The sequence below is a fragment of the Pelomonas sp. Root1444 genome (assembly GCF_001426885.1).
Taxonomy (GTDB): domain Bacteria; phylum Pseudomonadota; class Gammaproteobacteria; order Burkholderiales; family Burkholderiaceae_C; genus Pelomonas.
Genome location: NZ_LMFP01000003.1, coordinates 270,039 through 283,673 on the forward strand (window position 1 = coordinate 270,039; position 13,635 = coordinate 283,673).

The window sequence follows — 13,635 nt, forward strand, 5'->3', positions numbered from 1 at the left end:
GACCGGTCGGTTAATAGTAGAAGCGGACTTGACCTGGATCAAGTGAGACGCGGGAAAACCCTAGTCCCGGACGATCTCGACCGCTTCGGCCAGTGCCGCCACCAGCGCGGGCTTGGGCGGGGCAAAGCCCGGCGCCGTGCAGGCCGCCGCCCCAGCCGCCAGTGCCCAGCGCAGATGCGTCTCCACAGGCGCGCCGGCGTTGCGCATCAGGCTGTCCAGCAAGCCCGCCGTGGCGACGTCGCTGGCGCCCACCGTGTCGGCGACCTCCACGCCCGGCGACCGCCCGCTGCACTCCTGCACGCCGTGGTACACGGTCGCCCCGACTGGAACGCCCGCTTCGACGCGCGTCAGCAGCAGCCAGGCGCCAGGGTTCCAGGCGGCGATCTGGGCCAGGCCCGAGCGGTGGTCGGGCACGCGGAACAAGCCCCGCAAGTCCTCCTCCGACACCTTGATGACGTCGGCCAGCCGGCACATCCGCTCCAGCGTGTCGTCGTAGCTGGCATCCATCGGCGCGCGGAAGTGGGGGTCGTAGCTGATCAGCCGGCCCTCGGCCTTCAGCCCCTCCGCGAGCGCGAGCAGCCGCCCGGCGAGCGGCTCACGCACCAGCCCCAGGCTGCCGAAGTGGGCGCAGCGCACCGCGCGCCCCCAGCCCATCGGCAGGCCTTCGGGATGGAAGTGCAGGTCAGCGCTGTCCTGTCCGATCAAAAGATGGCGTGGCGGGTTCAGGTCATGCACCACGGCCAGCAGCGGCGGCCGCGGCAGCTGCTGGATGAAGCGCATGTCCAGGTGTGCCTCCTGGCTGCACTGCCAGATCTCCGCGCCGAAAGGGTCCTGGCTGATCGCGCCGCCGAAGGCGCTGAGCTGCCCCAGCGACGACATCGCCACCGACACGTTCCACGGCGAGCCGCCACAGGCGCTGCGCCAGCGGTCGTGCCCGATGCGGATCAAGTCGGTCAAGGCCTCGCCGAAAGCGACGAAATGCGGCAGGTCGGGGTGCAGGATCTGGGTCATTCGTGCCGATTCAAGCGCGCCCGGCCCGACCCCGCAAGTCCCCGGCCTTCGGTCCGCTGACACAATCACGCCCATGTCTACCCGCGTGATTCCATTGCACGACGCCGACCGGCCGCAGTTCCCGCCGCCTGGGCTGCCCGTCCGCGCGGGGGCGCGGCTGGTCGACACGCTGGGCCGGCCGCTGCGCGACCTGCGCATTTCGGTGACCGACCGCTGCAACTTCCGCTGCAGCTACTGCATGCCCAAGCAGGTCTTCGACAAGCACCATCAGTTCCTGCCGCACGACGAGCTGCTCAACTTCGAGGAGATCACGCGGCTGGCCCGGGTCTTCGTCGGCCTGGGCGTCGAGAAGCTGCGCATCACCGGCGGCGAGCCGCTGTTGCGCCGGCACATCGAGAGCCTCATCGACATGCTGGCCCAGTTGCGCACGCCCGACGGCCGCGAGCTGGACCTGACGCTGACGACCAACGGCTCGGTGCTGGCCAAGAAGGCCGCGGCGCTGAAGGCCGCCGGCTTGAAGCGCCTGACGGTCAGCCTGGACGGACTGGACGACGCCGTCTTCCAGCGCATGAACGACGTCGGCTTCCCGGTGGCCACCGTGCTCGACGGCATCCGCGCCGCGCTGGCGGCGGGGCTGGGGCCGGTCAAGGTCAACATGGTGGTGCAGCGCGGGGTCAACGACGATCAGATCCTGCCGATGGCGCGTCACTTCAGGGAGCACTTCGGCCAGGGCGCGGTGCTGCGCTTCATCGAATACATGGACGTCGGCACCACCAACGGCTGGCGCATGGACCAGGTGCTGCCCAGCGCCGAGGTGCAGCGCCGCATCGCTGCCGAATGGCCGCTGGTGCCGCTGTCCGCCAGCGCGCCCGGCGAGACGGCCGAGCGCTGGGCCTACGCCGACGGCGGCGGCGAGGTGGGCTTCATCTCGTCGGTCACGCAGGCCTTCTGCGGCGACTGCAACCGCGCCCGGGTCTCGACGGAGGGGCGGCTCTATACCTGCCTGTTCGCCCACCGCGGGCACGACCTGCGCGGGCTGCTTCGCGGCGCCGAGCCGGTCAGCGATGCCCAACTCGCCAGTGCCGTCGCCGGCGTCTGGTCGGGCCGGGCGGACCGCTATTCACAACTGCGGGGCACGGCCGCCGCTGCGACGCTGCCACGCGTCGAGATGCACTACATCGGTGGCTGAACTCCACGCGCTTGTCCTGGCCGGCGGCCGCGGCAGCCGCATGGGTGGCGTGGACAAGGGCCTGCAACTGCTCGACGGGCGCCCGCTCGTCGCCCATGTGATTCAACGCCTCGCGCCGCAGGCTGGCCACATGCTCGTCAGCGCCAACCGCAACCTCGACGCCTACGCCGCGCTCGGCCACCCCGTGCTGCCCGATCCGCCGGGCCTTGAATTCGCCGGCCCGCTCGCAGGCATGCTGGCGGGCTTGAACGCCCTCCCCGACGACGCCTGGCTGCTGACCGCGCCCTGCGACTGCCCCGGCGTGCCGCTGGACCTCGCGGAGCGCCTGCTCGCCGCTGCAGAGCCCCACGGCCTGGCCTTTGCCCAGGCCGCGCGCGAGCACCCCACGCACGCGCTGCTGCACACTCGCCTGCGCGCCCCGCTGGCCGCCCACCTGCAAGGCGGTGGCCGTGCGGTGCTGCGCTGGATGTGCGCCCAGCCGCATGGCGTCGCCCATTTCGACGACGAAGCCGCCTTTGCCAACCTCAACCACCTCGTCGACCTGCATGGCCAGTGACCACGTCGCCATCCGTCCGATGCGCGAGCCCGACCTGCTCGCCTACAAGGCGCTGCGCGACGCGATGCTGGCGGGGCACCCCGAAGCCTTCACGTCCGACGCCGAAACCGAAAGCCAGCGCGACCTCGCCAGCTACCGCAGCCGCCTGACCGGCGGGGGCACCCTGTTCACGCTGCTGGCACTGGACGGCGGCCGCGTCATCGGTGCGCTGACCTGCGAGCGCGAGGCCCGTCGCAAGGTGCAGCACATCGCCCACCTCGTCGGCATGATGGTGGCCGACACGCACCGCGGGCGCGGCATCGGCCGCGCGCTGCTGGCCGACGCGGTCGCCCGCATGCAGGCGCTGCCCGATCTGGCGCAGGTCACGCTCACCGTGACGGCCGGCAACCGCGCCGCCGTGGGCTTGTACGAAAGCGTGGGTTTCGAGCGCTACGGCCGCCTGCCAGACGCGATACGGCTGCCCGACGGCCGGCGCCTGGACAAGGACCTGATGCACCTAAGGCTGCGTTAGCCCGAACTGCACGACCAGCGCATCCTGCACGGCCAGCAGCCCGCCCAGCACCGTGAAGGGCTGGATGCCGAAGTCGCTCTGCCGGACCACGACCTCGCCGCGCGCCCGCGTGCCCTCCACGTCGACGGCCAACCACTGGCGGCGCGTCACGCCATGCAGCGTGATCTCGACCTCGACGGCGCGCTGGCCGCCCTCGCCCGACTGCTGCAGCGTGCGCACGACGACCTCGGGATGCGCAGCCGCGTCCAACGCCTTCAGCAGGTTGGCCCGCGTGCCGGCACGCGCCTCGTCGTCCATGGCACTGGCGAAGGCCGGGCCGAGGTGGGCGCGCAAGGCCGGCGGGTCCACGTCCAGCGCGTCCAGGCGAAAGCGCAGCACGGGACCGGCGGCAGGCCAGTCGACGCGCAGGTCGCCCGCGCGCAGCACATGGTTGTGGCCCAGGCGCGCCGCCGTGCCGCCACGAAAGACGAGGACGCGCAGTTCGTCGGTGTTGCCTGCAATCGAGGCGGGAGGCGGCGCCGAAAGCGGCGCCGCAGTGCAGCCGGCCAGGGCGGCGAAGGCAATCAGCAGCCCGCGGCGGGAAGTGTTCAACGTGCTCAATGGGGGATTTCGCGGAGGTCTTGTGCGCCCATGCGCGCGCGTTCCCGCACCAGGCTGCACTAGCATAGCCACCATCTCCTCAACGGAGCCCGACCATGGCCAGCCTGTTCCGCCCCGCCCTTGACCTGATGGCGCAATACGCCGCCTACCACCGTGACCGTCGCAACATCGCGACCCATTTCGTCGGCATCCCGCTCATCGTCTTCGCGATCAGCACACTGCTGGCGCGCGCCGAGTTCTCCGTCGGCGACACGCCCATGAACGCCGCCATCGTCGCCTGGGCGCTGTCGGCGCTGTGGTACCTGACGCGCGGCAACCTCGCGCTGGGCGTGGCCACCACCGTCGTCAACGGCGTGCTCACGGCGCTGGCGATGACCGCCGCCCAGGGCTCCATGACGAGCTGGCTGGTCATCGGCATCGGCAGCTTCGTCGTCGGCTGGATCTTCCAGTTTGTCGGCCACTACTACGAAGGCAAGAAGCCCGCCTTCGTCGACGACCTCGTGGGCCTGCTGGTCGGCCCGATGTTCGTCGTCGGCGAGGCCATGTTCATGCTCGGCTGGGGCCGCGGCCTGCTGGCCGAGATCGAGCGCCGCGTCGGCCCCACCCATCTGCGCGACCTGGCCCATCCTTGACGCCCCTCGTCCAAGGCATACCTTGGCCGGTCTTGCAGACCGCGCTGCGGCGTGGGCCGCAGCCCTTCAGCAGGCACATGCCGCCCACTGGGCGCCATGTGTCCGGCCTCAGCCCCCGCGGGGACGGCGATGCTCGCGGCATTGAGCCGCTCGCACATCGCCAATGCGGGCCGGCTTGGGAGCGGCCCGGCGCTCGGCCCGCAATGCCCACGCGCGGCGCACAGTGAAGCGGCAGCAATGACCGGCGTTCTCGTGATGGGCGCCGGCGCCGTCGGCTGCTTCGTCGGTGGCCTGACGCAGTTGGCCGGGGTGCCCGTCCATTTCGTCGGCCGCCCGCGCGTGCTTGCCGGCCTGCGCAGGCAGGGCCTGCATCTCACTGATCAAGACGGCCTGGACCGCCGCATTCCCCCGCTAGAACTGCGCCTGCATGAGGAGCCGCCCGCCGGCCTCAAGCCCGACCTGGTGCTGCTGTGCGTGAAATCCGGTGCCACCGCCGAAGCCGCCACCTTGCTGGGCCTGACGCTGCCCGTGGGCACGCCGGTCATCAGCCTGCAGAACGGCATCGGCAACGCGGCTGCGGCGCGCGCCATTGCCCCGCAGTTGCGCTGGCATGCCGGCATGGTGCCTTTCAACATCGCCGAGTTGGCGCCCGGCCACTACCACCGCGGCACCGGCGGCGCGCTGGCGGCAGAGGGCGGCGCCAGCGACACGGCCCTGACCGCCTGGCAGACCGCACTCGCCCGCGTCGACATGAAGCTCAAGCTGCATGCCGACCTCGCCCCGGTGCAGTGGGGCAAGCTCCTGCTGAACCTCAACAACCCGGTCAATGCCTTGTCCGGCCGGCCGCTGCGTGACGAGTTGCTGCAGCGCGGCTACCGGCGCGTGCTGGCGGCACTGCAGCAGGAAGCGCTCGACCTGCTGGACGCCGCCCAGCGCCCGGTCGCCCAGCTGACGCCGTTGCCACCGCGCCGGCTGCTGTTGCTGCTGCGCATGCCCACCTTTGTCTTCCGCCTGGCCGCGGCGCGCATGCTGCGCATCGATGCGCATGCCCGCTCCAGCATGGCCGACGACCTTGCCGCGGGCCGCACGACGGAGATCGATGCGCTGTGCGGCGAGGTCGTCCGCCTGGCCCAGGCCCTGCAGCGCACGGCGCCGTTGAATGCGCGCATGCAGCTGCTCGTCGAGGCCCAGCCCAAGCGGCGCCGGCCCTATTCGCCAGCCGAGCTGCTGCAGACGCTGGGCCTGTCCTGAACTGATCGATCTCCGTCCGGCAATGCGTGGCGCTGATCGCATGGCGGCGGAACACTGCAGGCCTTCAACACCCGCCCAAGAGGCCCGCCATGACCACCGCCCTCATCGTCATCGACGCCCAGCAATCCTTCGCCCACCGACCTTCATTCGAGCCCGCGGAAGTGCCCGCCTACCTGGCCGCGCAGAACCGCCTCATCGCGGGGTTCGAGGCGGCCGGCCTGCCCATCGTGCGCGTCTTCCATGTGCAGCCCGACGCCAGCGGCGCCGACCCCTTCAGCCTGGAGAGCGGCCTGGTGCGCCCGCTGGACGGCCTGCGCGACTTCGACGCCGCGCTCACCGTGCACAAGACCCGGCACAGCGCGCTTGTCGCCAGCGGGCTGGATGTCTGGCTCACGCAACGGGGCATCCGCCAGCTGGTCATCAGCGGCATCCGCACCGAGCAATGCTGCGAGACGACGACCCGCCATGCCAGCGACCTGGGCTGGGACGTGATCTACGTGCCCGAGGCGACACTCACGTTCACGATGCAGCACCCCGACGGCTCTCCCCTCACGCCCGCGCAGATCCGCGCGCGCACGGCCGCCGTGCTGGACGGCCGCTTCGCCCGCGTGCTGGGCGCGGAGGCGGCGCTGCAGGCCGTCGCCGCGCAGGAAGCCGCCCTTGCCTGAGTCCGTACAGGTCGCCTTCGTGCTGCAGGACGACAGCCTGGTGCTGGACTGGGCCGGTCCGGCCGAGGCGCTGCGCATCGCCAACCAGCAGATCGCCGCGCTGCGGCTGGCGGCGCCGCCCTTCGAGCTGCACTTCGTCGCCGCGCAGGCGGTATCGACAGGCTCCGTCGGCGTGCGGCTGCAAGGTCTGGAGCCGCTGCCGGCGCAGTTGCCCGCCGGCAGCTGGGTTGTTCTCGTCGGCCGCACCTCCGCCGCTGAAACCGGCACCGAGCCCGGCGCACCGGCCGGGCAGCGTGAGCTGATCGCCTGGCTGGCCCGCCTGGCACCAGGGCGTGCGGGGCTGCGCCTCGTCACCGTCTGCTCGGGTGCCCTGCTCGCGGCACGCGCCGGCCTGCTGGACGGCCGTCGCGCCACCACCCACCACCACCACCTGGACGACCTCGCCCGTCTGGCGCCGCGCGCGACGGTGCTGCAGGACCGCGTCTTCGTGGAAGACGGCGAGGTGTTCACCAGCGCCGGCGTCACCGCGGGCATCGACCTCGCGTTGCACCTCATCGCCGGCCATGCCGGCGAGCTCGTCGCCGCCCGCGTCGCCGAGCAGATGGCGGTGCCGCTCCGCCGCGGCGCGGCCGATCCCGAGCTGTCGCCATTGCTGGCCCACCGGCAGCACCTGAACGCCCGCCTGCACCGTGTGCAGGACGCGCTGAGCCTGGCGCCGCGCGAGGACTGGCCGCTGGAGCGCATGGCGGCGCTGGCGGCCACGACGCCGCGCACGCTGAGCCGCCTGTTCGCCCAGCATGCCGGCACCAGCCCACAGGCCTATCTGCGTGGCGTGCGCCTGGCGGTCGCGCGCAATGCGCTGCAGGCGGGCGCCAGCGTCGCCGCGGCGAGCGAGGCGGCCGGCTTCAGTGCCGAGCTGCAGCTGCGCCGTGCCTGGGCGGCGGCAGGTTGGGCCGGCTCGCCCTCCCAGGCGCGCCGCCGCACCGGCTGAACCGGCTCACACCCACAGTAAAAGCGAAGCGTCGTTCAGCCTCAGGCTGTGCGTCGGCTTGCGACAATGCGCGACTTTCCACGGCGCCGTCCCACCATGCTTGAACTGCTGACCAATCCGCAGACCTGGATCGCCCTCGCGACGCTGACCGCGCTGGAGCTGGTGCTGGGCATCGACAACATCATCTTCATCAGCATCCTGGTGGACAAGTTGCCCAAGGCCAAGCAGGAGCTGGCGCGGCGCCTGGGCCTGTTCATGGCCATGTTCATGCGCATCGGCCTGTTGATGATGCTGGCCTGGATCGTCGGCATGGTCGAGCCGCTGTTCACGCTGCCGGTGTTCGACCAGCCGGTCTCCGGCCGTGACCTCATCCTGATCGGCGGCGGCCTGTTCCTGATCTGGAAGAGCACGGGCGAGATCCATGGCTCGCTGGAAGGCGAGGACGAGAACCACGACGGTGTCGGCGCCAAGGCCAAGGCGGCCTTCGCGGCCATCATCCTGCAGATCATGGTGATCGACCTGGTGTTCTCGCTGGACTCCATCATCACCGCCGTGGGCATGGTGGACGACGTACGCATCATGATCGGCGCCGTGGTCTGCTCGGTCGCGCTGATGATGCTGTTCGCCGGCCCCATCGGCCGCTTCGTGTCCAACCACCCGACGATCAAGATGCTGGCGCTGAGCTTCCTCGTCGTCGTCGGCGTGGTGCTCGTCGCCGAGGGCTTCGGCCACCACGTGCCCAAGGGCTACATCTACTTCGCGATGGCCTTCTCGCTGGGCGTCGAGATGATGAACATCAAGATGCGCAAGAAGTCCGCGACCAAGGTCAAGCTGCGCCAGCAGATCCCGGGCGGCGACGACGAGTGAAGCCCTGCGGCCTCGCGCGGGAGCGCGGGGCCGCACGTTTTCAGGTCGCCCAGATGCGCGGCTCGGCCGTCCGTAGCGACCACAGCCGCTCGCGCCACAGCGCCCGCACACGCCGCAGCGCCAGTGTGACGGCCTCGACCTCGTCGCCGATGACGCGGGTCAGCAGCACGGCGCCGCGCGGGCCGGCCAGGTGCGTGATGCCTGACCTGGGCACGCCGTCCAGCAGCGCGCGGCTCGCCGTCAACAACCCTTCCACGTCGGCCAGCGCGCCGGCCTGCGCATAGGCCAGCGTGCCCAGCACCCGGTGGCCCGCCAGGCCACACGGGCCGTCGAGCAAGGCCTTGTCCGCCGCGTCCAGCCAGCCCCGGTCCAGCCATTGGCATTGGCCGCTGATCTCCAGGTGCTGCAGCAGCCGGCCGGTGTCGAAAGGCTGGCTGGCGGCGGGCAGCCCCAGGCCCAGCACCTCGGTCGCGAACAGGCTGGCGCCGGGCGCGAGGTTGAGCCTCACCTCGTTGCGCGCGATGCAGGCGGGGTAGGCCAGCGTCTCCTGCGGCAGCCACTCAAGGCGCGCGCCCTCGCCCACGTTGGCGTGCACGAGCTGCGTCGCCTCCCCCGCGTTGGAGCGGTAGAAGCGCGTGGCGGCCGGCGTGGTGACGAGCAGGTGTGCGCCGGCCTGCAGCTCGAGCTGGATGTCGAGCCGGTCGCCGCCGACCAGGCCACCGGGCGGGTGCACGAGCACCGCATGCGCAATGCCGGCGCCCTCCGGGTGGAGCGTCTTCAGGAGCCGCAGCGGGCCGTCGTGGCGGGCATGCACGCGCGTCGCGCCACCGCCGTCGCGCGCGGCGGTCAGCACCAGCCGCGCGGGCCAGCGGATCTCAGACAAGCAGGCCCTTCTTCTCGATGAAGGCGACGACCTCGGCCAGGCCCTCGCGGGTCTTGAGGTTGGTCATGACCCAGGGCTTCACCGGCCGCATGCGCGCGGTGTCGCTGCGCATCACGTCCAGGTCGGCGCCCACGTGCGGCGCCAGGTCGGTCTTGTTGATGACGAAGAGGTCGCTCTTCGTGATGCCGGGGCCGCCCTTGCGCGGGATCTTCTCGCCGGCCGCCACGTCGATGACGTAGATGGTCAGGTCGCTCAGCTCGGGGCTGAAGGTGGCGGCGAGGTTGTCGCCGCCGCTCTCGACGAAGACGATGTCCGCGTCGGGGAACTTGTCCAGCATGCGGTCCACGGCTTCGAGGTTGATGGAGCAGTCCTCGCGGATGGCGGTGTGCGGGCAGCCGCCGGTCTCCACGCCCATGATGCGCTCCGGCGCCAGCGCGCCGGCGACCGTCAGCAGGCGCTGGTCTTCCTTCGTGTAGATGTCGTTGGTGACGACGACGAGGTCCCAGTTGTCGCGCATCGTCTTGCAGAGCATTTCGACGAGGGTGGTCTTGCCCGAGCCGACGGGGCCGCCGACGCCCACGCGCAGCGGCGGCAGCTTTTTGGTGCGGTTCGGAATGGCGTGCATCATGTCTGCCCCTCGTTCGTCGAGTACGCCGAACGATCCCCCGAGGGGATGGCGGGCCGGCTTGGGGCGGCCCGGCGCTCGGCCCTTCTGGAAGTGGTGGTCATCAAGATATTCATGAGCGGAACAGTCTCGAATATTGCGTTTCGTGGCGGGCGCCGTGGATGCCGAGCAGCGGCGCGAACGCCATCGGCTCGGGTGCAGCCAGGGCGGTCGCCACGGCTGGCGGGATGGCGTGCACGAGGCGTGCCAGCAGGCGCTGGCCGGCCGTCTGGCCGAGCGGCACGCAGCGCACGGCAGCCTGCATCAGATTCTCGGCCCAGCCGAAGGCGATGGCCGTCAGCGCAGGATTCAGTGCGGCGCCCCGTGACGCAGCCACGGCTCCCATCACCACGGGCCAGGTGGGCGCGGGCTTGAGCTGCTGCAGCAGCGGCAGCACCGGCGCATCGGGCACCAGCCCCTGCATCCAGACCACCAGGCTGCGGCCCATCTGCTGGGCCTGCTGCAGGCTCTCGCTGGTCTCGCGGGTCTGCAGCACCCAGGCGTTGAGCGCCGTGAGCCGCGCACCGTCCAGCGCCAGCGTGGCAGCATGCGCGGCGGCGGCCACGGGCAGTTCGGCGCGGGCCTGCACGAGTTCGAGCTGGTTCAGCAGCCAGTCGCCGGCGCTGGTCTCGTCGTGCACGAGGCCCGCGTCGACCGCCGCCTCCAGGCCCTCGGAATAGCTGAAGCCGCCGACCGGCAACGCCGGGCTGGCGAGCCACAGCAGGTGCAGCAGCGTGCTGTCGGCCGGCGGCGGTTGCATCAGAAGTTGAAGGCGATGCCAGCACCCAGCGTGCGCACGGTGACCGTCTGCTTGGGGCCGCCGGAGGTTTCGCGCAGGTCGGCGCGCGTCCAATCCGCATTCAGGCTGGTGCTCCAGTGGCGCGCGAACTGCCAGGAGAGCCCGAAGCCGAGATAGGGCTTCACGGCAGTGGTCGAGATGGTCCCCGGGTTCTGGTCCAGCAGCCCGACGGCCGGCTGCAGCTTCAGCCCGTTCGACGCCCCGCCGAACCGGACCAGGGCGCCCACGCTGCCCGACAACGGCAAGGTGTAGGCCGCGCCGAGACCGAAGCTCGTGAGCTCTGCGGAATAGCTGCGCAGGAAACCCCAGTCAGCGTCGATGTGGCGGTAGGTCACCTCGAACGCCCACGACGGGTCGAACCGGTGTCCGGCACGCACGACATGGCTCACGTCCACGCGGCTGCAATCGGTGTTGGCGGGGCAGTTCAGGCTGACCTTGCCGGTGCCGCGTTCCACGCCGATGTAGTTGGCGGCCGCCAGGTTGGGCGCCTGTGCGAAGGCGTTGCTGGCCAGGCCGAGCGCGAGGCCGGCCAGCGCCGTACGGATGGTTGTCATGTCACTCCCTTGTGCAATGGATGTCGTCGATGCGCCGCGGTGCGGTCGATGACAACGCCGAACCGCAGCGGGCCGCATGCTAACCGTGGCAATCGGCGGCATCCGGCGCACGCGCCGATGCCTGTCAGTGGTCGTGGTCGTGCCCGTGGTTGCAGCCGGGGCCGTGCACATGCCCCGCGTCATGCGCCTTGACGGGGATGGGCAGCGGCTTGCGCGCCGGCGCCGCGGCGTGTTCATGCGCATGGCCGTGATCGTGGTCGTGGTGCTCATGGCCATGGTGGTGGCCGTGGCCGGCGCCCTCGCCATAGGCCCCGCCCTCGGGCTCGAAAGCCGCCTGCGCCTCGGTCACGATGAGGTGCTGGCGGCGCAGCATGTCGGCCAGCACCGGGTCGGGTTCGAACTGCAGCAGGTCGGGCTGCAGTTCGAGCGGCACATGGCGGTTGCCGAGGTGGTAGGCGGCGCGCAACAGGTCGAACGGGCTGCCATGTTCGGTGCAGTGCCGCACCTGCAGCACCGGCTGGGGCGAGGCGACGACGCGCAGCAACGAGCCGTCCTCTCCGACCAGCACGTCACCGCCGCGCAGCGCTGTCCCGCGCGGCAGCACCACGGCCACCTCTCGGCCGGTGCTGTCGGTCGCGCCGAAGCGGCTCTTGCTGCGCGTGTCCCAGTCGAGCTCCAGCGCCGGCGCGCGTTTGAGCAGTACAGCGGCAAGGCCGCCGCCCTGGGGCAGGCGTTTGGAATAGGTATTCATTGGTGGGTTCCCGAACAAGCCGGCTAGTATTACTCGACACCGCTCAACAGCGCTGACCCCATGCAACTCGAAACCCTCACCCTCTCCATCCAGAGCCACATCGCCACCGTCCGCCTGAACCGGCCGGACAAGGCCAACGCGATGAATGCGGTCATGTGGCAGGACATCCGCCGCGCCTTCGATTGGATCGACACCCAGCCCGAGGCCCGCGTGGCGGTGCTGGAGGGCGAAGGCAAGCATTTCACGGCCGGCATCGACCTGCAGATGATGATGGGCCTCGCCCCGCAGATCGAGGACCCCTGCGACGGCCGCACCCGCGAGGGCCTGCGCCGCGTCATCCTCGACATGCAGGACACGCTCACCAGCCTGGAGCGCTGCCGCAAGCCGGTGCTCGCGGCCATCCACGGCGCCTGCGTGGGCGGCGGCATCGACCTGATCTGCGCCGCCGACATGCGCTATTGCAGCGCGGACGCCTACTTCTCCATCAAGGAGATCGACATCGGCATGGTGGCCGACGTGGGCACCCTGCAGCGCCTGCCCAAGCTGATCGGCGGCCAGGGCCTGGTGCGCGAGCTGGCCTACACGGGCCGGCGCGTGGAGGCGGCCGAGGCGCGCGACATCGGCCTCGTCAACCGCGTGTTCGACAGCCGGGAGGCGCTGCAGGCCGGCGTGCGCGAGATCGCCGCCACCATCGCGGCCAAGTCGCCGCTGTCCATCCGCGGCACCAAGGAACAGCTGAACTACGCGCGCGACCACACGGTGGCCGACGGCTTGAACTACATCGCGACGTGGAACGCCGCGATGTTGATGAGCGAAGACCTGACCAAGGCCATGATGGCCGGCAAGGGCGCGGCGCCGGTGTTCCGTGATTGATCGCCGCAGCCTGATGCCGGTGTCACCCTTGACCCCAGGACCCATTGCGCGCGGCTCGTGCTATTGCGGTGACGTGTCCGTCACCGTGCCCGCACCGCTGCGCCGCCCGGTCAACTGCCATTGCGGCGAGTGCCGCCGCCTGAGCGGCGCGGCGTTCACCACCTGGATCACTGCGCTGCGCGAGCAGGTCGTCGTCGGCAACCCGGCAGGCCTGTCCACGTTCAGCCCCACGCCCAACCTGCAACGCTCGTTCTGCAAGACCTGCGGCTCGCACGTCCTCACGGCGGACGTCCGCCTGCCCAAGGTATACGGCTTCCCGGCCGGCCTCTTCGAGGGCGAAGCCATCGAGCCGCCCGCGACGGACTACTTCATCGGCGACAAGGCCAGTTGGTACGACACGCCGGTTTGAGCACCGGCACGACACAGGCACGGGGTTTGCCGCGACCGCAGACCTTGTCGACAGGAGACCCCGATGAGCGCCCCCACACCCTACACGAGCAACGAACCGACCCGCGCCGAGGTCGAGGCGATGGCGGGCAGCACCGTGCTTGAGTTCGGCGCCAACTGGTGCGGCATCTGCCAGGCGGCACAGCAGACCATCGGCAATGCGCTGGCAGCGCACGCGCCGCTGCGCCACCTGAAAGTCGAGGATGGCCGCGGACGCCCCCTCGGCCGCTCTTTCGGCATCAAGCTGTGGCCGACGCTGGTCATGCTGCAGGACGGCCGGGAGGTCGCGCGCGTGGTGCGGCCTGGCAGCACGCAGGAGATCGCTGACGCGCTGGCCCAGCTCGGCGGCGCGTAGCGCAGCATGACGATGTCCGGGCCGGCGAGGCAG

At 70.9% G+C, this 13,635-nt stretch carries 18 protein-coding genes; 11 read left to right on the forward strand and 7 right to left on the reverse strand.

Annotated features, from left to right (window positions below):
- Nucleotides 1-60 precede the first annotated feature (60 nt).
- The gene (locus ASD35_RS04035; protein ID WP_056873618.1) at nucleotides 61-1,011 is read right to left on the reverse strand and encodes a PfkB family carbohydrate kinase; all 951 of its coding nucleotides are present in this window, start codon (nucleotides 1,009-1,011) and stop codon (nucleotides 61-63) included.
- Between the two features lie 73 nt (nucleotides 1,012-1,084).
- Between ASD35_RS04035 and moaA the strand changes: the two genes are divergently transcribed.
- The 3 genes from moaA to ASD35_RS04050 are packed head-to-tail and all read left to right on the forward strand — an operon-like array spanning nucleotide 1,085 to nucleotide 3,267.
- Nucleotides 1,085-2,200, forward strand: coding sequence for a GTP 3',8-cyclase MoaA (moaA, locus tag ASD35_RS04040; protein WP_056873619.1), 1,116 nt, complete (start codon nucleotides 1,085-1,087; stop codon nucleotides 2,198-2,200).
- Complete coding sequence (gene mobA, locus ASD35_RS04045; RefSeq protein WP_235538235.1) at nucleotides 2,193-2,756, forward strand: molybdenum cofactor guanylyltransferase MobA; 564 nt, start codon at nucleotides 2,193-2,195, stop codon at nucleotides 2,754-2,756. The genes moaA and mobA overlap by 8 nt, the downstream gene beginning before the upstream one ends.
- Nucleotides 2,746-3,267 carry a GNAT family N-acetyltransferase gene (locus ASD35_RS04050; RefSeq protein ID WP_056873620.1) on the forward strand — a complete coding sequence of 174 codons (522 nt, stop codon included), beginning with the start codon at nucleotides 2,746-2,748 and terminating at the stop codon, nucleotides 3,265-3,267. The genes mobA and ASD35_RS04050 overlap by 11 nt, the downstream gene beginning before the upstream one ends.
- On the opposite strand, the gene ASD35_RS04055 is transcribed toward ASD35_RS04050, so the two are convergent.
- A complete protein-coding gene (locus tag ASD35_RS04055; protein ID WP_162254420.1) occupies nucleotides 3,253-3,858 on the reverse strand; it encodes a YceI family protein in 606 nt (201 codons plus the stop codon). The two genes, ASD35_RS04050 and ASD35_RS04055, sit on opposite strands and share 15 nt — an antisense overlap.
- Before the next feature lie 104 nt (nucleotides 3,859-3,962).
- On the opposite strand from ASD35_RS04055, the gene ASD35_RS04060 reads away from it, so the two are divergent.
- The 5 genes from ASD35_RS04060 to ASD35_RS04080 all read left to right on the forward strand — a co-directional run bounded on the left by ASD35_RS04060 (nucleotide 3,963) and on the right by ASD35_RS04080 (nucleotide 8,276).
- On the forward strand, nucleotides 3,963-4,499 hold the full coding sequence (locus ASD35_RS04060) for a DUF962 domain-containing protein (protein ID WP_056873622.1): 537 nt from the start codon (nucleotides 3,963-3,965) through the stop codon (nucleotides 4,497-4,499).
- A gap of 237 nt (nucleotides 4,500-4,736) precedes the next feature.
- Nucleotides 4,737-5,750, forward strand: a complete 1,014-nt coding sequence (locus ASD35_RS04065) for a 2-dehydropantoate 2-reductase (RefSeq protein ID WP_056873623.1) — start codon at nucleotides 4,737-4,739, stop codon at nucleotides 5,748-5,750.
- An 89-nt stretch (nucleotides 5,751-5,839) separates the two neighbouring features.
- Nucleotides 5,840-6,418: a cysteine hydrolase family protein gene (locus ASD35_RS04070; RefSeq protein WP_056873624.1), complete on the forward strand. Its 579-nt coding sequence runs from the start codon at nucleotides 5,840-5,842 to the stop codon at nucleotides 6,416-6,418.
- On the forward strand, nucleotides 6,411-7,409 hold the full coding sequence (locus ASD35_RS04075) for a GlxA family transcriptional regulator (RefSeq protein ID WP_056873625.1): 999 nt from the start codon (nucleotides 6,411-6,413) through the stop codon (nucleotides 7,407-7,409). The genes ASD35_RS04070 and ASD35_RS04075 overlap by 8 nt, the downstream gene beginning before the upstream one ends.
- 96 nt (nucleotides 7,410-7,505) lie before the next feature.
- Nucleotides 7,506-8,276, forward strand: a complete 771-nt coding sequence (locus ASD35_RS04080; RefSeq protein ID WP_056873626.1) for a TerC family protein — start codon at nucleotides 7,506-7,508, stop codon at nucleotides 8,274-8,276.
- A gap of 40 nt (nucleotides 8,277-8,316) precedes the next feature.
- Here the strand turns inward: ASD35_RS04080 and ASD35_RS04085 are convergent, their stop codons facing one another.
- From ASD35_RS04085 to ureE, 5 genes are all read right to left on the reverse strand, one after another.
- Nucleotides 8,317-9,159, reverse strand: coding sequence for an urease accessory protein UreD (locus tag ASD35_RS04085; RefSeq protein WP_235538236.1), 843 nt, complete (start codon nucleotides 9,157-9,159; stop codon nucleotides 8,317-8,319).
- The gene (ureG, locus tag ASD35_RS04090) at nucleotides 9,152-9,787 is read right to left on the reverse strand and encodes an urease accessory protein UreG (protein WP_056873627.1); all 636 of its coding nucleotides are present in this window, start codon (nucleotides 9,785-9,787) and stop codon (nucleotides 9,152-9,154) included. Before ureG ends, ASD35_RS04085 begins: the two co-directional genes overlap by 8 nt.
- A 109-nt stretch (nucleotides 9,788-9,896) precedes the next feature.
- Complete coding sequence (locus ASD35_RS04095; RefSeq protein WP_056873628.1) at nucleotides 9,897-10,583, reverse strand: urease accessory protein UreF; 687 nt, start codon at nucleotides 10,581-10,583, stop codon at nucleotides 9,897-9,899.
- Nucleotides 10,583-11,176, reverse strand: coding sequence for an outer membrane beta-barrel protein (locus ASD35_RS04100; RefSeq protein ID WP_056873629.1), 594 nt, complete (start codon nucleotides 11,174-11,176; stop codon nucleotides 10,583-10,585). The genes ASD35_RS04095 and ASD35_RS04100 overlap by 1 nt, the downstream gene beginning before the upstream one ends.
- Nucleotides 11,177-11,300: 124 nt before the next feature.
- Nucleotides 11,301-11,927, reverse strand: a complete 627-nt coding sequence (gene ureE / locus ASD35_RS04105; protein WP_056873630.1) for an urease accessory protein UreE — start codon at nucleotides 11,925-11,927, stop codon at nucleotides 11,301-11,303.
- 60 nt (nucleotides 11,928-11,987) lie between these two features.
- On the opposite strand from ureE, the gene ASD35_RS04110 reads away from it, so the two are divergent.
- The 3 genes from ASD35_RS04110 to ASD35_RS04120 all read left to right on the forward strand — a co-directional run bounded on the left by ASD35_RS04110 (nucleotide 11,988) and on the right by ASD35_RS04120 (nucleotide 13,602).
- Nucleotides 11,988-12,800: a crotonase/enoyl-CoA hydratase family protein gene (locus ASD35_RS04110; protein WP_056873631.1), complete on the forward strand. Its 813-nt coding sequence runs from the start codon at nucleotides 11,988-11,990 to the stop codon at nucleotides 12,798-12,800.
- 73 nt (nucleotides 12,801-12,873) lie between these two features.
- Nucleotides 12,874-13,209: a GFA family protein gene (locus ASD35_RS04115; RefSeq protein WP_056873632.1), complete on the forward strand. Its 336-nt coding sequence runs from the start codon at nucleotides 12,874-12,876 to the stop codon at nucleotides 13,207-13,209.
- 63 nt (nucleotides 13,210-13,272) lie between these two features.
- Nucleotides 13,273-13,602 (forward strand): thioredoxin family protein, encoded by a 330-nt coding sequence (locus ASD35_RS04120; RefSeq protein WP_056873633.1) that lies wholly within the window; start codon nucleotides 13,273-13,275, stop codon nucleotides 13,600-13,602.
- The last annotated feature ends 33 nt before the right edge of the window (nucleotides 13,603-13,635 follow it).